At 37.1% G+C, this 17,719-nt stretch carries 33 protein-coding genes; 3 read left to right on the forward strand and 30 right to left on the reverse strand.

The genetic code is table 11. The annotated features are described in order from the left end of the window. Positions 1 to 179: 179 nt before the first annotated feature. The 27 genes from J2S25_RS05220 to J2S25_RS05350 all read right to left on the reverse strand — a co-directional run bounded on the left by J2S25_RS05220 (position 180) and on the right by J2S25_RS05350 (position 14,180). Positions 180 to 860, reverse strand: coding sequence for a lytic transglycosylase domain-containing protein (locus tag J2S25_RS05220; protein WP_307191423.1), 681 nt, complete (start codon positions 858 to 860; stop codon positions 180 to 182). Beyond that, on the reverse strand, positions 853 to 1,227 hold the full coding sequence (locus tag J2S25_RS05225) for a hypothetical protein (protein WP_307191424.1): 375 nt from the start codon (positions 1,225 to 1,227) through the stop codon (positions 853 to 855). Before J2S25_RS05225 ends, J2S25_RS05220 begins: the two co-directional genes overlap by 8 nt. Before the next feature lie 12 nt (positions 1,228 to 1,239). After that, positions 1,240 to 1,485 carry a hypothetical protein gene (locus tag J2S25_RS05230; RefSeq protein WP_307191425.1) on the reverse strand — a complete coding sequence of 82 codons (246 nt, stop codon included), beginning with the start codon at positions 1,483 to 1,485 and terminating at the stop codon, positions 1,240 to 1,242. Positions 1,486 to 1,556: 71 nt separating this feature from the next. After that, on the reverse strand, positions 1,557 to 1,901 hold the full coding sequence (locus J2S25_RS05235) for a hypothetical protein (protein WP_307191426.1): 345 nt from the start codon (positions 1,899 to 1,901) through the stop codon (positions 1,557 to 1,559). Beyond that, entirely contained in the window at positions 1,898 to 2,530 is a 633-nt protein-coding gene (locus tag J2S25_RS05240; RefSeq protein ID WP_307191427.1) for a zonular occludens toxin domain-containing protein, read from the reverse strand. Before J2S25_RS05240 ends, J2S25_RS05235 begins: the two co-directional genes overlap by 4 nt. Then, on the reverse strand, positions 2,530 to 2,874 hold the full coding sequence (locus J2S25_RS05245; RefSeq protein ID WP_307191428.1) for a hypothetical protein: 345 nt from the start codon (positions 2,872 to 2,874) through the stop codon (positions 2,530 to 2,532). Before J2S25_RS05245 ends, J2S25_RS05240 begins: the two co-directional genes overlap by 1 nt. A 79-nt stretch (positions 2,875 to 2,953) precedes the next feature. Continuing rightward, entirely contained in the window at positions 2,954 to 3,118 is a 165-nt protein-coding gene (locus tag J2S25_RS05250) for a hypothetical protein (RefSeq protein ID WP_307191429.1), read from the reverse strand. Between the two features lie 16 nt (positions 3,119 to 3,134). Then, positions 3,135 to 3,521 carry a hypothetical protein gene (locus J2S25_RS05255; protein WP_307191430.1) on the reverse strand — a complete coding sequence of 129 codons (387 nt, stop codon included), beginning with the start codon at positions 3,519 to 3,521 and terminating at the stop codon, positions 3,135 to 3,137. Then, entirely contained in the window at positions 3,522 to 3,659 is a 138-nt protein-coding gene (locus tag J2S25_RS05260; RefSeq protein WP_307191431.1) for a hypothetical protein, read from the reverse strand. Further along, entirely contained in the window at positions 3,650 to 3,934 is a 285-nt protein-coding gene (locus J2S25_RS05265) for a hypothetical protein (protein WP_307191432.1), read from the reverse strand. Before J2S25_RS05265 ends, J2S25_RS05260 begins: the two co-directional genes overlap by 10 nt. A gap of 1 nt (position 3,935) precedes the next feature. Beyond that, a complete protein-coding gene (locus J2S25_RS05270) occupies positions 3,936 to 4,451 on the reverse strand; it encodes a hypothetical protein (protein WP_307191433.1) in 516 nt (171 codons plus the stop codon). A gap of 169 nt (positions 4,452 to 4,620) precedes the next feature. Further along, entirely contained in the window at positions 4,621 to 6,507 is a 1,887-nt protein-coding gene (locus J2S25_RS05275; RefSeq protein WP_307191434.1) for a fibronectin type III domain-containing protein, read from the reverse strand. Positions 6,508 to 6,527: 20 nt separating this feature from the next. Continuing rightward, positions 6,528 to 7,868 carry a hypothetical protein gene (locus tag J2S25_RS05280; RefSeq protein WP_307191435.1) on the reverse strand — a complete coding sequence of 447 codons (1,341 nt, stop codon included), beginning with the start codon at positions 7,866 to 7,868 and terminating at the stop codon, positions 6,528 to 6,530. A gap of 73 nt (positions 7,869 to 7,941) precedes the next feature. Further along, positions 7,942 to 8,130: a hypothetical protein gene (locus J2S25_RS05285; protein WP_307191436.1), complete on the reverse strand. Its 189-nt coding sequence runs from the start codon at positions 8,128 to 8,130 to the stop codon at positions 7,942 to 7,944. A 49-nt stretch (positions 8,131 to 8,179) separates the two neighbouring features. Further along, on the reverse strand, positions 8,180 to 8,341 hold the full coding sequence (locus tag J2S25_RS05290; RefSeq protein WP_307191437.1) for a hypothetical protein: 162 nt from the start codon (positions 8,339 to 8,341) through the stop codon (positions 8,180 to 8,182). A 63-nt stretch (positions 8,342 to 8,404) separates the two neighbouring features. Continuing rightward, a complete protein-coding gene (locus J2S25_RS05295) occupies positions 8,405 to 8,608 on the reverse strand; it encodes a hypothetical protein (RefSeq protein WP_307191438.1) in 204 nt (67 codons plus the stop codon). A gap of 3 nt (positions 8,609 to 8,611) precedes the next feature. Next, the gene (locus J2S25_RS05300) at positions 8,612 to 8,770 is read right to left on the reverse strand and encodes a PTS ascorbate transporter subunit IIC (protein WP_307191439.1); all 159 of its coding nucleotides are present in this window, start codon (positions 8,768 to 8,770) and stop codon (positions 8,612 to 8,614) included. A 14-nt stretch (positions 8,771 to 8,784) separates the two neighbouring features. Continuing rightward, positions 8,785 to 8,925 carry a hypothetical protein gene (locus tag J2S25_RS05305; protein ID WP_307191440.1) on the reverse strand — a complete coding sequence of 47 codons (141 nt, stop codon included), beginning with the start codon at positions 8,923 to 8,925 and terminating at the stop codon, positions 8,785 to 8,787. Between the two features lie 127 nt (positions 8,926 to 9,052). Continuing rightward, entirely contained in the window at positions 9,053 to 9,232 is a 180-nt protein-coding gene (locus J2S25_RS05310) for a hypothetical protein (protein WP_307191441.1), read from the reverse strand. Between the two features lie 212 nt (positions 9,233 to 9,444). Then, complete coding sequence (locus J2S25_RS05315; RefSeq protein WP_307191442.1) at positions 9,445 to 9,744, reverse strand: hypothetical protein; 300 nt, start codon at positions 9,742 to 9,744, stop codon at positions 9,445 to 9,447. A 60-nt stretch (positions 9,745 to 9,804) separates the two neighbouring features. Further along, entirely contained in the window at positions 9,805 to 10,101 is a 297-nt protein-coding gene (locus tag J2S25_RS05320; RefSeq protein ID WP_307191443.1) for a hypothetical protein, read from the reverse strand. Between the two features lie 48 nt (positions 10,102 to 10,149). Next, positions 10,150 to 10,332 carry a Fur-regulated basic protein FbpA gene (locus J2S25_RS05325; protein ID WP_307191444.1) on the reverse strand — a complete coding sequence of 61 codons (183 nt, stop codon included), beginning with the start codon at positions 10,330 to 10,332 and terminating at the stop codon, positions 10,150 to 10,152. Between the two features lie 5 nt (positions 10,333 to 10,337). Further along, positions 10,338 to 10,760, reverse strand: a complete 423-nt coding sequence (locus J2S25_RS05330; RefSeq protein WP_307191445.1) for a hypothetical protein — start codon at positions 10,758 to 10,760, stop codon at positions 10,338 to 10,340. Beyond that, positions 10,760 to 13,111 carry a phage/plasmid primase, P4 family gene (locus tag J2S25_RS05335; protein WP_439117487.1) on the reverse strand — a complete coding sequence of 784 codons (2,352 nt, stop codon included), beginning with the start codon at positions 13,109 to 13,111 and terminating at the stop codon, positions 10,760 to 10,762. Before J2S25_RS05335 ends, J2S25_RS05330 begins: the two co-directional genes overlap by 1 nt. Positions 13,112 to 13,204: 93 nt before the next feature. Continuing rightward, positions 13,205 to 13,540, reverse strand: coding sequence for a hypothetical protein (locus tag J2S25_RS05340; protein WP_307191447.1), 336 nt, complete (start codon positions 13,538 to 13,540; stop codon positions 13,205 to 13,207). Between the two features lie 48 nt (positions 13,541 to 13,588). Further along, positions 13,589 to 13,729 carry a hypothetical protein gene (locus tag J2S25_RS05345; RefSeq protein ID WP_307191448.1) on the reverse strand — a complete coding sequence of 47 codons (141 nt, stop codon included), beginning with the start codon at positions 13,727 to 13,729 and terminating at the stop codon, positions 13,589 to 13,591. Between the two features lie 187 nt (positions 13,730 to 13,916). Beyond that, on the reverse strand, positions 13,917 to 14,180 hold the full coding sequence (locus J2S25_RS05350) for a helix-turn-helix domain-containing protein (protein ID WP_307191449.1): 264 nt from the start codon (positions 14,178 to 14,180) through the stop codon (positions 13,917 to 13,919). Positions 14,181 to 14,330: 150 nt separating this feature from the next. On the opposite strand from J2S25_RS05350, the gene J2S25_RS05355 reads away from it, so the two are divergent. From J2S25_RS05355 to J2S25_RS05365, 3 genes are all read left to right on the forward strand, one after another. Further along, positions 14,331 to 14,657, forward strand: a complete 327-nt coding sequence (locus J2S25_RS05355; RefSeq protein ID WP_307191450.1) for a helix-turn-helix domain-containing protein — start codon at positions 14,331 to 14,333, stop codon at positions 14,655 to 14,657. After that, complete coding sequence (locus tag J2S25_RS05360) at positions 14,654 to 15,325, forward strand: restriction endonuclease (protein ID WP_307191451.1); 672 nt, start codon at positions 14,654 to 14,656, stop codon at positions 15,323 to 15,325. Before J2S25_RS05355 ends, J2S25_RS05360 begins: the two co-directional genes overlap by 4 nt. A 107-nt stretch (positions 15,326 to 15,432) precedes the next feature. Beyond that, positions 15,433 to 15,927: an ImmA/IrrE family metallo-endopeptidase gene (locus J2S25_RS05365; protein ID WP_307191452.1), complete on the forward strand. Its 495-nt coding sequence runs from the start codon at positions 15,433 to 15,435 to the stop codon at positions 15,925 to 15,927. A 27-nt stretch (positions 15,928 to 15,954) separates the two neighbouring features. On the opposite strand, the gene J2S25_RS05370 is transcribed toward J2S25_RS05365, so the two are convergent. From J2S25_RS05370 to sdhB, 3 genes are all read right to left on the reverse strand, one after another. Next, complete coding sequence (locus J2S25_RS05370; RefSeq protein WP_307191453.1) at positions 15,955 to 16,125, reverse strand: helix-turn-helix domain-containing protein; 171 nt, start codon at positions 16,123 to 16,125, stop codon at positions 15,955 to 15,957. Between the two features lie 228 nt (positions 16,126 to 16,353). Continuing rightward, positions 16,354 to 16,821: an acyl-CoA thioesterase gene (locus tag J2S25_RS05375; RefSeq protein WP_044393055.1), complete on the reverse strand. Its 468-nt coding sequence runs from the start codon at positions 16,819 to 16,821 to the stop codon at positions 16,354 to 16,356. A gap of 135 nt (positions 16,822 to 16,956) precedes the next feature. Next, a complete protein-coding gene (gene sdhB, locus J2S25_RS05380; RefSeq protein WP_307191454.1) occupies positions 16,957 to 17,718 on the reverse strand; it encodes a succinate dehydrogenase iron-sulfur subunit in 762 nt (253 codons plus the stop codon). Position 17,719 lies beyond the last annotated feature (1 nt).

Genomic DNA, 17,719 nt, shown 5'->3' on the forward strand with positions numbered 1-17,719 from the left:
ATGGAGCCACCTTTGATTAGGTAATTACTTTTTTGGCTCTAAAAGAGGAAAAATATTAAACTGAAAATTGTGACATTATTTATGCAACAATAGTGAACCTATATAAAACCTTGTAAAGCTTTCCGGGAAGCAGCCACAACCCCATAACGATCAAAAAAAGAACCAAAGAGAAAAGGACACTATCCATTCTTAATTCTTCCTGCCCTGGCCAATACATCATTTACATACCAATCAGCGTGATTATAATGCCAAATTGCCTTTCTAATATCAGTTTTATATCCACTTGCTATCAAATAATTAGCAGCGCTGTAAATACTATCTTCTAGGTTCCAGGGGCTTTTGATTCCGTCTCCATTACCGTCTACTCCATAAGCTAAAAAAGTCGCTGGCATAAATTGCATGTGTCCGATTGCTCCGGCATAAGACAACATTAATTTAATTTGCGAAAAGTTTGTTTCTACGCTATGTATTGCAGCTAAAACAAACCAATCAACCCCATAAGCTTCGGCAGCAGCTTTATAAATCGGAATAAATTCTTCCGGTACTTTTTGCCCTGGCTTAATCTTGATTAAAGGATTATTAAAATATTGCTCTGCGCTGATCTGCTGCGCTGCTTGTCCTGGCTGCATGTAATTAATGGCTTGTTCATATGCTTTTTCATATGCGGCAAGTTTGTTGTCCTTCATAACTATTTTTATCTTTTTATTTTCAGCCTGTTCTGCTAACAACTGTTGTTTTAATTCATTTCTTTGCTGCTCGATCTTTTCTTTTTCCTGCTGCCATTCTAAAACATTTGCGCTCGCTTGGTTCGATATTAAAAAGAAAAAGGGGATAAAAAACAACAAGATATTTTTAAGCATAGTTCTCTATAACTCTTTCTATCTTTTCTTTTATCCCTTGCAAGGTTTCCATCACTTTTTTATCTTCTCCTTTTAGCTTTTTTCCTGCTGTTTCATAGGTAACTTCTAACTCTAGTAAATACCACGGAACAAAATCATTTAGCATATCTATTTCATATTTGTTAAAATGCAGTTCTCTTTTCTGTTCTTCTTCTGTTTTTTCTATTCCATCATTTAAAGCTGCTTTGATTTCATCGTATACTTCCAGTTTCTCTTGTCCTTCCTGCTTTCCAAAATTGCTTTTAAAACCCTTCCTAACATTTTTTCTTAAAGCTGCCATATTGACCGATAAAACCGCCATTTCTACCCGGCTTAATTCTATAATCATTTGTGTTTCCTCCTATACTCTTACATCAATTGATGTATAATGATTTGTTTCCTTAATGAAATCGTTTATATCTTTCCTGCTTTCTTCTGTTTGCAGCTTCAAACAGGTTAAAAGGTTTATGAATCTTTCATAGTCATATTTATCAATCGTCCTAGTTCTGAATTGCTTTTTAATAAGTTCTAAAAGTTGGTTTGAATAAGAATCAATTCTTTTATTATCATCAAAAAGTTTTGCAGCAAATAAGCTTGGTTCCTGCATTTTAAGCGCTCCTTTTATTGTTCGGGTTTTAATCATTTTTGATTTCTGGATGCAGCTGCTATTGTTCGGGTTTAGCTTATTTCAGCTAAATAATTTTCTAATTTTATTGTTTCATTTTTTGTTAGCTCCTGGGGTTTCAATAGAAAAAAGGATTTTCTACCAATCTTAATTTTCCTGTCTACCCCGAAAGCCTTTGCCCTTTGCCAATGTATGCATTCCCAGGGTAACAAGATAAAACCCTGACGTTTCGCTAAATCTTCTGCGATTTCCAAAGATTGATAAAAGCTAAATTGCTGCATTTTCTTTGCGTAAGAAACTAAATTCACAGAGTTAGGATATAAATATAATAGTGTCCTGGGATCTTTCTTTTTATAATCTTTAGGAATCAATGTGAAGTTTTCTACTTTTATGGTCACACCGGAAGCCCCTTTCTGCTTTTCCCTCTCGCTTTGTCATGAATTTCTTCTAGGTTCATAAAAAATTCCTCTCCCTGTTTTTCGGTCGATGGTAGCGGGAAACCCTGAACCATATTGAAAGAATCATATAAATTAAGTTTAAAAATCTTATCTGCTTTGTATTGTGGTATGAATTGTTTGTGTAAAAATTCCCCTGTCTGATAATCCTGAAAGTGTAAAGAAAATCCTTTGTTCGGTATATGCTTTGTAGTAATTAGAAGTTCAACGATCTGTCTTATTCTTGAATCAACGTTATTAATTGACGGGCTGCAATATATCTGCAAGCTTTTCATCTTCCGGGTGAACATTAGAACCTCGGTTGCTACGGTTGAACCGTATTTACTCCATTTACGGTTACTAAATGCCATTTGCGCTTCATCCCAGCAAACTATGCTGCCTTGCGCTTCTGCGACTTTATACCAATCTGTATAGTTAGAAATCGGAAAAGAATTTTCTAAACCATAATTTGAAAACAGTTCAATTTTTGCCCCTTGTGCTTCAGCTTTCATTTTCCAGTAGTGTGCTAGTAAGGACATCAGAAAAGTTTTCCCTCCTCCTAATCCCCCTTGTATAAAAATATGATGCGGCATTATTTTCTCATTCCCTTCTCTGCCAGGATTACTGGTTTTGGTGGTTTTGGAATCAAACCTTCGATGGTGTCGAGATAATAGTCTGGATTCGCAACATGTGTTTTTCCTTCTCCTGTGATATAACTAATGATTTCTTTATAAGGGTTTCCGGCATGGTGCAAGTATTTGTTTTCCCCCATTCTTTTAAGCAGCAGCAAAGCTTTCATTTGCGGCTCTCTTATGTTTTGTGATAGCTTTGTCATTTCTTCAATTACTTGCTTCACATCTGAGATATGTTGAACCTGGGGAAACAAGTCATCAGATATAACACTTTGGAGTTTTGCTGCGTTTTCTACTGGCTGCATGTTTTTTCATTCCTTTCTTAATTGCATTTAATGGATAACTACCTTACTTTTAAAAGATAATTTTGTTTAAATGCACTTCTCAAGCGATTTTTGTTTCTATTTCTGTAGTTATTTCTCTAATTTTGTTTTCTAGGTTTTCAACCAGGGAAGAAGGGATACTATCATCTATTTCCGATAGTTCGGACATAGTTTTTACCATTCCTTTCAATTCATAAAATAAGCAATATAGTTTTATATTTTCCACGTTTACCCCTCCTGGTTTATTTAAAAATCAATCCAATAATTAACAAGAAAATAGCGCCAAACATTAAGCCTTTTGTCCAATCCATTGAAGTAGGCAGCATAGGCGGTTTATATGCTGTTATTTGTTCGAGAACCATGTTCATTTCTAATTGTGCGAGTCTGCCAGTTTCTAAAACTGATTGACTTGGCGCTCTATAAAAAAAGTTCCTCCCTTCTTTGCCTGTCGTGATCTCGCAATCTTCTAACGGTACTTTATAAAACCCGGCAACTATTACACTATCTTCCGTTACCTGGGTAACTGTTTTTATATCACTTGTTTTTTTATCATTATCAAAAACAATTAAAATATCTGTTGTTTCAAAAATGTATTCCTCGTCATCTTTTCTGCGATTAAATAATCCCATTTAAAAAGCAGCTCCCTTTCTCTTTTTCGCTTTATTGAGTTTCTGCCAAACTTTCCAGGATATTAGCGCTGCGGTTGCTGCTCCCGCTGCAACACCAAACCCAACAAAGTACATATAAACCATTGCATCTACCACCATTTAACCCCCTCTTTAACTGTAAAATACATTCTCATCACTGATCTAAAAATCAAAAGTGAACCCAAAAACACGGTTGAAAGCAAAATTGAGGTGACAACCAACTGCCAGGCAGCAGGCATGTCACCGAAAATTGAAAAATACTGCCCTATATTTAAACCCTGAGAACTTATCAACTGCACTTCTTGTAGCTTTTCTATCCCTAATTCCAAAAATGTAATAGGCGGTTCAAAAATTTTATCTATAAAACCGTGAATGATCGTTTTTATATCAGCCAATTTAATCACCACCAACCCGAATAGAGGATATTAACTTAATAGCTGATATAGCTGTAACAAACCACAAAATAAACAATAAAACATATGCTATAACATTGATCTGCATAGGCTCTAAAACCTTAAAAACCTTTCCGATCATTTCAGAATAACCGTTACCGCTTCCGGCTTGCTGGGTATATGCCAGGCTTCCCAGGGTTTTAGAAAACCCAACAATTAAAGACCAAAGAACCTTAGCAGCTTCAAAAATTACTAGGAACAATTTAACCGCTAAAACCCCGATCATATAGAGCAAATAGAGCAACCCATCAATTAAAGCGTATATGGTTTCAAAAAAACTTATTAAAATGTCTACAAGGTTCTGAAATAGCTTTTTAAGTAGGTTTCCTACCCATTTCAATCCTTCCCATATAACACTAAACAAACCGCCGAACAAATCACCTAAAAAACCGAAAAGATTTGCAAAGATGGAAACAAAAAAAGAAAATAGCTTTCCGAAAGCATCACCGATAATCCCCATTAATATCGGCCCCTTCTATTGCTCCCACGGCTGCTGAAAGATTCATATATTAATTCAATTAATCGATCTGAAAAAAGGATAACCATTAAGAGGAAAAGGAAAGGGGAAAGAAAAACTAAATTCCCCTTAAAGACTATATCTATCATCCCTTGTAAAAGCGCTGTGTCCATTAACTAGCCCCCCTTTTCCTCCTCGGCTCTCTCGCTGCCCTGGTGCGCTCTCTTGGCGCTCTTGGCGCTCTTGCTGCCCTTCCTATTCTCATTTGTTTCTCGGCTCTCCTGCGCTCTCTCTTGCTTTCTTTCGGCGCTCTTGGCTCTTTTATTTTCGGTTCTGCTGCTTTTATTTCTCTTTCTCGCTTTTCTCGCTCCTGGCGCTCTTTTTGCAGCTTGTCCACTTTCTCTATATGCTCTTTTCCTTCATGCTTTTCCTTTGGTTCCTTTTCATCAGTTCTGAACCTTCTGAAAGAAGTATCTTTTGTATCTTTCGCAACTTCCTTCCGATTGTTTCGGAAGCTGTTCACAATCAATTTTCTTAACTTAGGGAATAACAGGAACGACATACCCAATAAAACAAAAGGTCCGACTATCCATAAAAGACCGTTTCCGGCTTCAACTAAATCTTTTACCGAAAAAGGTAAACTCATATCTGCCATTAAAGGTTTTTTAGGTGTTGCGGTTATACCTGTAACCCCTGTACTTTCTATCCCATCTAATGAGGTGGTTGTTACTGTATATTTATATTCCGTTTCCGGTTCAACTGTTAAATCCGTAAAGCTTGTACCATTTGTTTCAAATAATGCAGCTGCATAAACCTTTGTTCCTAAAAGATTATCTAACAACCCTGTTTTTTGGCTTATCACATCACGGTAAATAGTGACGTTTTTAAAATTTGCTGTGCCTGGCAGCATCCAGGATAGCGTTACTTTGTCATATTCCGGCTTGATAACAAGATTTTGCACCTCCCCGGCTGGTTTCGGTATGTTTTCCGGGTCATCAGGGTAAATATCCTCGCTATCTGGTATTCCGTCTCCATCTCTATCTGGTAGGGTACTTATTGTTTTTGTTATTCCTTCTGATTCATTCCCGGTACTATCTACGGTTTTAAAAGTGTAATTATATTCGGTTCCTTGTGTTAAGCCTGAAACCGTATAAGTTCCATTTGTTGAAGAACCTTTTAAAGTTCCATTTTGATAAATATTCACCTTTGAAAAATCACTGTCAGCAGGATTAGACCAATTAAAAGTAGCTCCTGTGGTTGTTGTGGTTGTTGTTACATTTGTTATTTCACCAGGCGAAGTTTTATCAATTAAAATAGGGGCAGTTGTAAAGCTTACATTTTTACCATTAGAAAGAGAACCATCACTATACTTTGCTTTAACGATATAAGTGTAATTCGTTTCAGGACTCAATCCAGTTAAAGTATATGATTGAACACCTTTCGTGATTATGTCTTGCGTAGCACCCAAACTATCAATCAAATAAACAGAAGAAAAATCCGTTTCTACAGGGTCTGTCCATGTAAAAACAGCAGTAGTATCAGTAATATTAGAAACTAATTCATTTGTTACATCGGATTTTGTAACAATACTTTCAGAACCAAAAACATCAAATTCACTAATTGAATTTGTATATCCACTTACATTCCATATTCCTATTTTTTTTACATTAGAAAAACTTAAATTGGTACGTACTGAACTATTATTTAAACCAGTTCCTTCAAAAATAGTACCATCGGCATAAAGAATTTTTAAATATAAATTTGTAGCAGATTCAGCTTTCAATTGATAAGCAGTAATATCCATAGCAACAGGAAATTCATAATATACCATTACATTAGTAGTACCTGCATTACCAAGAACATATTTTGATAGTTCATCATTATCAGTCACAGAATTAGTAACACCAATATTAGTATTATTTTTAAAATTATTGTTATCCCCAATATTTAATGATTTACCATTTAGTAAGCCACCTGTATATGCAAAAGCACTACCTAAAGGCAATAACGTAACAATCGTCATTACAACAATCATTAAAACGCTTATTTTTTTTCTCATTTTCTTTTTTTCCCTCACTTTTATGGTGTTGTTGTTCCAGGTATAGGCGCTGTTTCGGTTGTCGCTCCTGGCAGTGGATATGTTCCCCCTATATCACCTGGAAGTGGTGCTGTTGCTCCATCATCTCCCGGGGTTGGCGCTGTTGCTCCTGGGTCTGTTGGTGTCGGTGCTATCGCTCCTGAATCAACCGGCAGCGGCGCTGTTGCGCCTGGGTCTGTTGGTGCTGCTGGTGCTGTTAAATCTTGCGGTGCTGGTGCTGCTGGTGCTGGCAGGTCTTGCGGTGCTGGCTGGTTTTGTTTAAATTCCTCTTGTGACGGTAAACCGATTAAAGGGTCATTGATCTCAAAACCTCCGCTTTCATCCGGTTTTTCTGTTATTTGTGGCGCTTGGGTTTTAATATCAGTAGATGAAAAGCCAGAACCGTCTAATCCTGGCGCTTCTGTTCCTGTTGGCGCTGTTATCCCCCCATCGTCTAAACCGCCTAATTCCGCTGGTGCTGTCGGTGTTGAAACCGCTGGCGGTGTTGGAGCTGCTGGCGGTGTCGGTGTGCTGCCTAATAAATCTTGTAAGTCTTGTTTAATTTGTGGCGCTATGGTATCTCTAAAAGTTCCTGCGACTTCATCCCAATTAGGCGGCGGCGGTATTTTGCTTATGACCTCATCCACTTTTTTCATGTAATCATCCCAATGAGGAGAATGAAAGACATCATCATGTGTTGTCGGGTCATGTGGTTCCGTTCCCCCGTGGTTCGGGTCGTTTGGGTAAGGGTCTTGTGCATCCGGTGTTCCGTCTCCGTCTGAATCCGGTTCCCCTGTTCCTGGGTCTGTTCCTCCGGTTCCGGTATCTATTCCGCCGGTTCCATCCCCCCCGGTCCCGTCTGCTGCCGGTGTTCCAGGCGGTTCGACTGTTGCCCCAAATGTATCATCAGCATATTGATTCAAAATTTCATTAAAGTTTGACGGAGAAACAATAACCGAACAATCTCCCTGATCTAAATAAGATTCCGTTTGCCCTCTCGCCATTGAATATTGTATGTTTCCCGCACTGTCTAAAAACTGAATTGCTAAATTCCCCTTACATGTCTGATCTATCCAAATATCACTATTTTCTTTTACCGGAAATGTTTTTTCTCCTATTAGCACTTCTGTTCCATTAGCATCATAGTTATATTGGATAAATTTAATCTGTGTAGTTCCAAAGTCGATATAATATTTAAAGCTTATTTTCTTTTGGTAGTAATCCGAATCACTTGGAGGATAATATTCTTTTAAAATTCCGCTTGCTGCATGTGAGTTTATCGGAGATACACCAGAAAGAAACAAAACAAAAACTAAAAAGAAAAAACTTGTTTTTCTTATCATTTAAAAAACCTCACGTTTTAAGGTATAAAAAAGGGAAATAGCTTTTTTCACTATTCCCCTTTTTCCGCTGATCTTACTTGCTTGAACCGAAAGAAGAACGAATAACACGGATGATTTTCGGAACGAATACAAAAGCCATTCCAAGCAGTACAAAAGCGCCAACCAAACCAAGAAGTTCGTTACCGGATGAAACTAAATCTGCTGGTGTGAATGGAAGTGTTACACCGGAAAAAATTCCGACTGGTGCTGTTGGTTCTGTCACAATAAAAACCCCCTCTTTTTTTAGTTTTTATATTGTTAAATTGCTGATCTTACTTGCTTGAACCGAAAGAAGATCGAATAACACGGATGATTTTCGGAACGAATACAAAAGCCATTCCAAGCAGTACAAAAGTTCCTACCAATCCTAAAAGTTCATTGCCTGCGCCGACTAAATCAGCTGGCGTGAATGGAAGTGTTACACCTGTGAACATAATATTTTCCCCCTAATTTTTTTGGTTTTTTATAATAAAGGTTTATCACCTTAATTAACTAATTTAATATTCCTTGTAGTCATAATCATCATCGTTATCTTTTTTTGCTGATTCTTTCCAGGCCCCAACCACAATGGTCAGAAGCATACCAACTCCAATAAGAGCAAACCATATCATGACCCCTGGCGCTGTAGTTTCTAATAAAACCTTCGCATAATCCCAAAATAAAGACATATTTGTGGTTGTCCAAAAATCTATACTAAACATGTTTTAATCCCTATTGCTTCTAACTGCTTTTATAACAACTTGCAGCAACATTCCTACCGCAATAATAGCGACAATAACCATCAAAAAATTCGCAACTGTTTTAAGGATAAAACCGAAAGTATCCCAATAGAATGTCCAATCCCAAACCCCTGATAAATTCATTCACCCTGCCCCCTTCATAGTTTTAAATCTTTAAATATCTCTATGACTGTTAACGCAAGGGTTGTAAGTATCGCCCATGTAATCAAAGCAGCCATAATATCCGGGTTTCCTAAAAAAACTTTGAAGGCATAAACCATTAGTCCGCCTATCTCCATTTATTTAACCCCCTCTTTGCTGCTGTTGTGATCAAGTTTACAAGGGGATATGTAACAAAAGAGGCTGCCATAAATACTACATAAATAACAATTACTGCTTTTGGTGATTGACTAACGATCTCATACATTAGTTAGGTCTACCTCCAATTACCCTGCTAAGTACCAAAAATATTAAAAGAGCAATAATTGATGTAGACACGATTAAATCACCAAAGGTTATTTCATGGATAACATTGATGTTGCCCTTTTCCGTTTCAACCCTGGTCATTTCCCTGATCTCAACAGGAACAACTACTTGCGGATCCATCTGTAAATCACCTCTAAGACAACTATAATTGATGGAAGAATAATACTAATATCCCAAAATTTTTTTTGGGATATAGACAAAAAAAGAACGATTCTTGAAATCGCCCCATTTTGATTCATTTTTTTATTGTCCGAAACGCCTATTTCTATTAGTTTGAATTTTTCTCATACACACCAAATTCAGTGCATAATTTAATATATACTTATATTAATTCATAACACGTTTTTTTGAATTTCAACACAGAATTTCCTTCCGTTTTTAGTTGTACCAGTTTCGATTGTATTAATCCAGTTATTAACATCTTCCAATGTATATCCTCTTTCTTTCAATGCTTCTGGAAACTCCGAATCAAACTTTCTGCACCATCTTTTCATTTTTGATAGTGCCTTCCGACTATTTCCAAAACTGAATACATGATGCTCACGTTTTGAACTAAACTCTTGAATGCCACAGTATTCTGTCAGGTATATGTACTGATTCCCCCCTGATCGCACCTGGCTTAAATAACCCACTGAACACACACTCCCTTTCCCCATAGAAATATCTTTTTATTTTAAAATTCAGAAGCAGCACTACATCTTCGTGCTATGCATCAGTTTTCTTTTCCCCATCCTCATAGCCAAGTGTTGTGCATTTTCTTTGGTTATAGGATAATCGTCAATAATGTTCCAATCGGGATCAATAAAGTCAATTATCATTTCTGGTTCACCTTCATGTTTAGGGTAAGACTCTTTAATCTGATTAAAAAACGTTAAACCTTCTTCATGATTTTTCCCTACACATAGTGTTAAATGTGTGATAAACACGTCATTTTTTAAGTCCACTTCTGTAAAGTTAATTGCATGTTCTTGCCCTTTTAATTCGCTCATTATTATCATCCTTTCTTAGTGCGTAGTTTGTGTCGTTGGCGTTACTGTTCAACTACTAATCTTTCGTTTCCTGATTGCATCCTGGTACTCTTCCGTAAGTTCTGTGATTGTCAGCTCGTACAGCTTCCGGCCGTCTGGCATTTTTGTATGGCCAAGGACAAGGAGCTTTTCTATTAATTGAGTTCGTTGCTGGTTCATTGCTGCTCTTAGATATGATTTAAAGGTTGCCAATGTATTCACCCCACTTTCTTTCGTTGCTGTTTATTCAACCAGCAGATGAATTTTTCTGCTTCTTGATAGACTTTATTAAATGGTGCGTTCTGGATGATTGTCTTTGTCTTATAAGCTTGCTGCTGTTTTGGCATGAAGTTCTCCCTCCAGGCACTGGACAGGCCGTTGGGTAGCCTTTCGATATAAATATAGGATCCTAAACCGAACCTATATTCATAAACTTGCCCATGGTTGAAAACTAAGAACCCTAATTTCATAGCTGCTTCATTTTCTTCTATCCTCTCAATCAATTGGGTTTTATATTCTTTGATTTGTTCTTTCAATTGTTGATCTAGGAGTCCAGGCTCATAGATCAACTTGGTTTTATTGTTTACTTCCTTTAATTGAATATTTAAGTGAAACATCGAATTAAGGATTTGATTTAACATTAAATCTCCTCTTCTATTACTTTATAGTTACTTTTTGTATCAAAAGTTACTCTAAGTGACTTATTCTCTACATTAGTCTCAATTATTTTTTCTATAGAGCTAATACCTGAAAAGGAGTCACTTTCGGTAACTAAGTAACTATTAGGTAACTCACCTTTATAATCCGTTGCTAAGCCAATTCCGAAAAAGAACGTTTTATTTCCGGTTGACTTCTTTTTTAAAAAACCTCGCATCTGGAGCCTGCTGCTGAATACGCGCTGCTTCATTGGATATTCTCCGTTTTCATCTGCCCATTTCATATAAGCCTTATGAATCTCATTCACGGCAATCTTAACTGTTGGAATCATTACGCAGCATTCGTCCAGGAAGTTTGAAAGCAGATCCATTTCTTCTTTGTATTCATCAGTGGCTGCCTTTACTTCTTTTGGCTCCCCTAGCCCTTCTTGCTGCCATTTAAGGCACCCATCCACAGCCCAGCGCAGAATACCAGGAAGCTCTGCTTTTAATTTTTCAGGAAGCTGCTTGTCCACTTCTTCTTTTGGTATTGTATGTGTAAAAGGAATAAGCCTGATCCTTCTCCAAATTCCCTCATCATCGCCTTTTACAATAGGTTTATGGTTTGTTGTGAAGAATATCTTGAATTCAGGAGTAAATTCAAAGAACTCCTTTCTTAAAAATCTTGCTGTGATAGGCTCACCACCGGTAAGTTGCTTAATGAGTGCTTCCGAAAGTTTTTGCCCATCCTCGGATTCTACAGCTGAAACAAATCTTGAACTGTGCAGCCTGGCAACATCATTGTTGATTCCGTTGTCATTCATCTTAGTCGTAAACGTGTCACTATTCGTTTGTTTGCCATAATCGCCAAGTATCTCTTTTACAATATTTATAAATGTGCTTTTACCATTCCTCCCGGTTCCCCAAAGGAAAAATGCAACCTGCTCACTTGTATCTCCAGTCAATGTGTAACCAATTGCTTTTTGGAGGAAATCAATCAGCTCTTGCTTTACGTTCCCCTCTTCATCCTTCATGGTGTTTTCCAGAAAAGAGAGCCATGTTGGACATGAAGCGTTCGAATCGTATACAATGTGAGTATTCTTAGTCATTAAATAGTTGCGATCATGTTTTAGCAGCTGTCCGGTCTTAAGGTCAACCACGCCATTCTTGCAATTCAGGAGGAATCCTTGTGAATTTAATTCCTCCTGATTGAGTGGCAACATTGCCTGTGCACGAGCAATACTGTTTAAGAACACTGAACTTTTCTCACTGGATTGCGCCCACTTTACAATCTGATTTCTCCTGTCTATATCCTCTTCCTTTCCAGCTTCGATATACATTTCTCTAAATGTTTTAAGTGCTATTCGTTCCATCTTCTTTTTATTATCTTCAATCCAAGTAGATCCATCCCAGATCAACCATTCCTCAAACTCAATGCAAAATTTCAAATCTTTTCCGTTTCTATAAACAAGTCTTTCTGCATTTCCCATTTCTGTTAAATTAAATTTTTGTTCCTTAACATTTTTTTGCTCCTGGGAATGTGTATTTGTATTTGTTCCTCCAGTAATGTAAGCTTTTCCGCTGGGATGTTTTTGGAGTGCACTGTTCAAAGTAGCAATATATTCTCTATGTTCCAATGAAGGGATGATAAAAAATTTATTGATAAAACTTGTAATCTCGTGGATTTCATCATGATTGAATCCCATTTCTACTAGCCTGCAAGAATGAGTATAGAGAGCATTGTTTCTTCCACCTTCTTTTAAAGGGATAGAGAATGGCCTTTCTTCTTTGTTCAGCTTTTTAAGTCTTTCAAAGTATATCGGCATTATCGATAGATCACCGTCAACTAATCGAATCCACCCTCTCCCTTCTGTATTATCAGAAGGCAAAACTATTTGTCCTCGTTCTGCCAGACGATAATCACCGACACAACCACAAGTCATTAAGACTGTAGCATCCTGCCCTTTAATTTTGCCGTTGTCCTTAAAGAAGAATTGATATCCTCGAACCGTTTTGATTGCGTGGAATTTCAGTTGGTCAGCAAGCAAAGCTTTATATATGTACTCTCCTTCTTCTTGATCATCAATATCAATGACAATGTATCCTTTAGGTATAACAAGTCCTGTCCATCCTTTTTGGTTTAGCCAAGTTGTTTCTTCATGCTTTGTAAGACCTGGCTTATCCATGTGCTGCCAGCCCTTCATGAATGGTTGTTTTGCTTTACTGTAGCGTCTGTCGTATTCTCTTTCTTTATTAAATGAAGAATATCCCAAAAGTTTAATCACTTTTATCTGGCTAGAAGGAAACAGCTTGCTTAGATCAACTGTCTCCTTAAACTGTGTGTAAGTAGCTAGCATCGGCTTTTTCCTTTCAAAAATAATTTTTGCTTATCATGACAACATTTGATAAGCTTACAGTGTGTAATTAAAAATATTTTTTGCAGTAAGCCCCTATGCTTGCTGCCTTTTTTTATCTATATTTGATGTTTTTCGACTTGCTTCTACAGCATTTTTCTCATCAGGTTCAAAAAAAGAGAAGCAATTTGCGTAATCTATTTTTATTCCCCGACTTTTCATATTCACAACCAAGGATGCAAGCTCCTCCCTTCTCTTTCTTTTAATCTCCAGATCTTCCAAACATTTAAATGCAATTTGTATTTCTTCCAGTTCAAGTTTTGCAGACTCATAATCCTCGTTGCAAAATGCATCCAATAAATACATCGCTGTTTTGATGACGTTTCGCTTAACTTTGATTTCATTCATCGATTGATCAATATTTTTCTTCATTTTCTTCCCATACAGCTCCTTTTATTTGATATTTTTATATAAGGAATATTATTTTAAATGAGATAAAATTTTCCAAGCTTCCTTCTCGCTATTAGCTGTAATTTTCAAGGAAATCGAAGGCTTCGCTTTGTAGACAAATTCGAAAGTATATCCTGTTTGAAATTCAATTTCCCAATTTTTCGGATCCATTTCCTTTTTCCTCCTATATAACTGAAATTTTTTTATCATTTTTGAAATATGGCTCAAGCGCTTTTTTAAAAGCGTCCTCGATTTTCAAAGTGCCATATTCCTCTTTGCCTAGCTTTAAAGGACACGCTTTTGGCTTTCGCATGAGATCACCCCTTGTATTGCATCTTATGCATGGTGGACAGATGGACTATCCTTGAAAAATCTTATTTTGAGATTCCTTGTTCCTAGTTCTCGAATTGTGAACATTTAAGCCAAAAAAAATTTGATCGATTGATACATTTAATATTCGGGCCAATGTTGGAATTTTTTCGGAATCTAAACCTTTCTTGCCGGACTCTATTTCACTTAGCATCGAGGACGATTTATACCCTAACTCCTTGGTAACGTAGGACTGTGTAAGTCCTCTAAATTCCCGAATCTCTTTAATGTTATCACCAATTTTCTTCTTCATTTTCTTTCACCTCAATTCTCAATACGTGAACTTTATAAACTTATTATAAATTCACATTTTGAGAATGTCAACACTGTTTTTCTCGATTTGTGAATTAAATTTCTCGTATAGAGAATTAGTGTTAATATTTTTCATAAGGAGGCGATAACATTGGAATTTCATGAACGTTTACGATTAATTAGAGAAAAAAAGAAATTACAGCAAAAAGATGCAGCTGCAAAAGTAGGGATTAAAAATAACACTTTGTCTAGTTACGAGTCTGGGGATCGGCAGCCGGATTTTAATATGTTAATAAAACTGGCTGATTTGTACGATGTATCTGTAGAGTATTTATTAAGAGGAAAAGAAAATACACAAAACGAGCCTAATAATTTATTCTTTTTTGACACAGAAGGATTATCAGTTGAAGAAATCGAGGATATAAAGAGACATATTGAATATGTAAAATGGAAGTCAAGCCAGGAAAATCAGAAATGATTAAGCAACAAAGAGATACGCTGATAAATTTCATAAGGTTTATATTTTTTTCGATCGGCTTGCCCGTTTGGTACTTTTATCTTTCGGATCTTTGGTGGATGCTCTTTGTGATCGTTATATTAGCAGGTATAGTGCCAGATATATTATTAAGTGGCATACCAGTAAGAACAAATAAGAAAAATCAAGCTAAAAAAAGTATAAAAACCAAACGAAAAGAAAATTCTAAATATATAAGAAATAACGGAAAAGTACGTGATATTAATACTTTGCTTCTAATACCATTTGATCAAATGAACGGCCATGAATTTGAGAAAGTTGTAGCGGAATATTATAAATTGAAATACAAAAGCGCTATCCAGACACCTCCTTCCAAAGATAGTGGGGTTGATATTATTTATACTGATTCGGATGGATTCAGAGTGGCTGTTCAAGTAAAACATAAAGTTAAATCCGGCAAACCGGTGGATGCGCAGGAAATTTATAAAATAAATGGTGCAAAACGAAATCACAAATGCAACCTAGCTGAATTCGTATCTTCTACTGGTTACACAAAAGACGCACTGCAATATACGGATCAAATGAAAATTAATACTCATGGAGCTTATTGGGTGAATAACGATTTGAAAAAATGGAAAGAAAAAGAAGCAAAACTACGAAAATTATCTTAATCTACTATATCACCAATTTTTTAAGAGGCCTAGATTTCAAAGTCCCGGTCTTTTTTTTGTTGATTATAGGAACAAATGTTCCTATAATGGTGAATGAGGTGATTCTTATGTCCTATTCGTATAAGCCATTCCCTTTGGATGCTTGGATATCCAAATTTTATCAAGAGATTGGCATTTTTACACCACGAGATATCAATGAACAGTACATAGCAAGATCGTTACGAATATTTCTCACCTATTCCGAAAAACGTTGCTATTCGACTCAATCGGGTAATTTCAAGATGATAAACATTCATGATGGACTGAATCCAGAAAAGAAAAGGGAAACATTCTTTCATGAACTTTGCCATTTGCTACGCCATGAGGGAAACCAATATGCAATGATGCCAGAAGCGTTCAGAGAGCTCCAGGAAAGAGAAGCAAACCATTTTACCCGTTACGCTGCTATCCCCTTTCATATGCTAAATTTGATGGACTGGAGAAGCCCTACATTAGTTCATGATATTTCAGAGACATTTCAAGTTTCAGAAGAAGTTAGTGAATATCGTGTGCAACAGGTGTTTCGAAATATGAAACCAAAAAAAAGAGTGGAGAATCAATAATCTCCACTCTTTTTTTCTTTAATTTCTTTATTCGCAAAGGGTACACATGGCATTTGAAATATGGTTCCGAACTGTTTTTTCGCTGATAAATAATTCACTAGCAATCTCTTTTGTTGTTTTGTCTTGTACTAACAGTTCGAAAACCTCTCTTTCACGTTTAGTGAGTAGTGGCTTGTGAGCATATTCATTATCCTTCAAGTATTGTAACCCTCCTTGCCTTCGCCAGCTGTGAACTGCGGGGTGGGTATAAATTTAGTCAAAATATCATATGTGAAGGAAAGTAGTGGAGTGACAATATTTAAGGGACGTCAGGCCAATTTTTAAAAATGGGCTAACTTTCCGGTTCATTCTCTTTTGTAGTCACGATCGTCCATTGAGCTGCCGGCCCTTTTTGAAGAAAACCAACGGAGTTGATTTCACCCGATATCATTGAACCGTGGAGTTTTTTCTTATTAAAAACCGCTCCCTCATTTCCTCCGTCCATGACTCACCCTTTCCTGTCTTTTTGGAAATTTGAACCATCGCCCCCCTGCCAGCAAGACAAATCGAACCATCGGCTTTTTTGACCATATAATGTAAATCTACAGAGGAATTGCCGACAGAATTCGCTTTGACAAAAATTTTCAAGTCTTCATCAAAAAAGATCTGGCTTAGATAATCACATTGGAGATCCGCTACAACCGGGATTGTTTGATTTTCAGGCTTTAACCAGTCCTGCATAAACCCATGACTCTTGAAATATTCAATTCTCGCTTGTTCAAAATAGACAAACGGAACGGTGTTATTTAAATGACCGAACATATCTGTTTCTGAAAAGCGGACCTTCACTTGGTAAAAAAAATCAAATTCCTTTTCCCAGCTGGAAATTTCGTCAATGTATTCCATCTTCTTCAATTTAAAACCTCCTGAAAATAATGGTTATTCATTCAGAGAATGATTGGAAAAGCCTCCTTCTCATGAGGAAAAGGAGGCCTTTCTTTCTAATAAAAACTAATAGATTTTCCCTTCGAAAATTGTCCAGCGTATTTCTTACACTTGGTCGCTTCCGAAGAAGTTCTTGAACGATTGGAAGGTTGTATCACGGTTCAAGGCAGCAATGGATGTAGTTAAAGGTATGCCTTTAGGACAGGACTGAACACAATTCTGTGAGTTACCGCAGTTTGCAAGCCCACCGTCTCCCATGATGGTTTCAAGACGCTCGCCTTTATTTAATTCACCTGTAGGATGCGCATTGAACAGACGGACCTGGGACAAGGACTGTGGTCCAATGAAATTTGATTTGCTGTTTACATTTGGGCAAGCCTCTAAGCAAACACCGCAAGTCATACATTTTGAAAGCTCATATGCCCACTGACGTTTTTTCTCTGGCATCCGAGGTCCTGGGCCAAGATCGTACGTTCCATCAATTGGAATCCATGCCTTTACCCGTTTCAATGAGTCAAACATCCGGCTGCGGTCAACCTGAAGGTCACGGATAATTGGGAAGGTTCTCATCGGCTCCAGTCTGACAGGCTGCTCAAGCTGGTCAATCAGCGCCGAACACGACTGACGCGGACGCCCATTAATAACCATTGAGCATGCACCGCATACTTCTTCTAGACAGTTCATATCCCAAGCAATTGGTGTAGTCGCCTCCCCTTTAGCATTAACCGGGTTCCGGCGGATTTCCATCAAAGCGGAAATGACATTCATATTAGGACGGTAATCAAGTTCAAATTCTTCCTGATAAGGGGCTGAATCAGGAGTATCCTGGCGGCTGATGATAAATCGGACAGTTTTTTTCTCTGACATA

It is taken from the genome of Mesobacillus stamsii, from assembly GCF_030814065.1.
Taxonomy (GTDB): domain Bacteria; phylum Bacillota; class Bacilli; order Bacillales; family Cytobacillaceae; genus Mesobacillus; species Mesobacillus stamsii.

Excerpts from the sequence above, each read along its gene's own strand:
- J2S25_RS05220 (WP_307191423.1), bottom strand. The coding sequence starts at position 860 with ATGCTTAAAAATATCTTGTTGTTTTTTATCCCCTTTTTCTTTTTAATA.
- J2S25_RS05225 (WP_307191424.1), bottom strand. The coding sequence starts at position 1,227 with ATGATTATAGAATTAAGCCGGGTAGAAATGGCGGTTTTATCGGTCAAT.
- J2S25_RS05230 (WP_307191425.1), bottom strand. The coding sequence starts at position 1,485 with ATGCAGGAACCAAGCTTATTTGCTGCAAAACTTTTTGATGATAATAAA.
- J2S25_RS05240 (WP_307191427.1), bottom strand. The coding sequence starts at position 2,530 with ATGCCGCATCATATTTTTATACAAGGGGGATTAGGAGGAGGGAAAACT.
- J2S25_RS05245 (WP_307191428.1), bottom strand. The coding sequence starts at position 2,874 with ATGCAGCCAGTAGAAAACGCAGCAAAACTCCAAAGTGTTATATCTGAT.
- J2S25_RS05255 (WP_307191430.1), bottom strand. The coding sequence starts at position 3,521 with ATGGGATTATTTAATCGCAGAAAAGATGACGAGGAATACATTTTTGAA.
- J2S25_RS05260 (WP_307191431.1), bottom strand. The coding sequence starts at position 3,659 with ATGGTGGTAGATGCAATGGTTTATATGTACTTTGTTGGGTTTGGTGTT.
- J2S25_RS05270 (WP_307191433.1), bottom strand. The coding sequence starts at position 4,451 with ATGGGGATTATCGGTGATGCTTTCGGAAAGCTATTTTCTTTTTTTGTT.
- J2S25_RS05275 (WP_307191434.1), bottom strand. The coding sequence starts at position 6,507 with ATGAGAAAAAAAATAAGCGTTTTAATGATTGTTGTAATGACGATTGTT.
- J2S25_RS05280 (WP_307191435.1), bottom strand. The coding sequence starts at position 7,868 with ATGATAAGAAAAACAAGTTTTTTCTTTTTAGTTTTTGTTTTGTTTCTT.
- J2S25_RS05290 (WP_307191437.1), bottom strand. The coding sequence starts at position 8,341 with ATGTTCACAGGTGTAACACTTCCATTCACGCCAGCTGATTTAGTCGGC.
- J2S25_RS05295 (WP_307191438.1), bottom strand. The coding sequence starts at position 8,608 with ATGTTTAGTATAGATTTTTGGACAACCACAAATATGTCTTTATTTTGG.
- J2S25_RS05300 (WP_307191439.1), bottom strand. The coding sequence starts at position 8,770 with ATGAATTTATCAGGGGTTTGGGATTGGACATTCTATTGGGATACTTTC.
- J2S25_RS05305 (WP_307191440.1), bottom strand. The coding sequence starts at position 8,925 with ATGGAGATAGGCGGACTAATGGTTTATGCCTTCAAAGTTTTTTTAGGA.
- J2S25_RS05310 (WP_307191441.1), bottom strand. The coding sequence starts at position 9,232 with ATGGATCCGCAAGTAGTTGTTCCTGTTGAGATCAGGGAAATGACCAGG.
- J2S25_RS05320 (WP_307191443.1), bottom strand. The coding sequence starts at position 10,101 with ATGAGCGAATTAAAAGGGCAAGAACATGCAATTAACTTTACAGAAGTG.
- J2S25_RS05330 (WP_307191445.1), bottom strand. The coding sequence starts at position 10,760 with ATGTTAAATCAAATCCTTAATTCGATGTTTCACTTAAATATTCAATTA.
- J2S25_RS05335 (WP_439117487.1), bottom strand. The coding sequence starts at position 13,111 with ATGCTAGCTACTTACACACAGTTTAAGGAGACAGTTGATCTAAGCAAG.
- J2S25_RS05340 (WP_307191447.1), bottom strand. The coding sequence starts at position 13,540 with ATGAAGAAAAATATTGATCAATCGATGAATGAAATCAAAGTTAAGCGA.
- J2S25_RS05345 (WP_307191448.1), bottom strand. The coding sequence starts at position 13,729 with ATGGATCCGAAAAATTGGGAAATTGAATTTCAAACAGGATATACTTTC.
- J2S25_RS05350 (WP_307191449.1), bottom strand. The coding sequence starts at position 14,180 with ATGAAGAAGAAAATTGGTGATAACATTAAAGAGATTCGGGAATTTAGA.
- J2S25_RS05360 (WP_307191451.1), top strand. The coding sequence starts at position 14,654 with ATGATTAAGCAACAAAGAGATACGCTGATAAATTTCATAAGGTTTATA.
- J2S25_RS05365 (WP_307191452.1), top strand. The coding sequence starts at position 15,433 with ATGTCCTATTCGTATAAGCCATTCCCTTTGGATGCTTGGATATCCAAA.
- sdhB (WP_307191454.1), bottom strand. The coding sequence starts at position 17,718 with ATGTCAGAGAAAAAAACTGTCCGATTTATCATCAGCCGCCAGGATACT.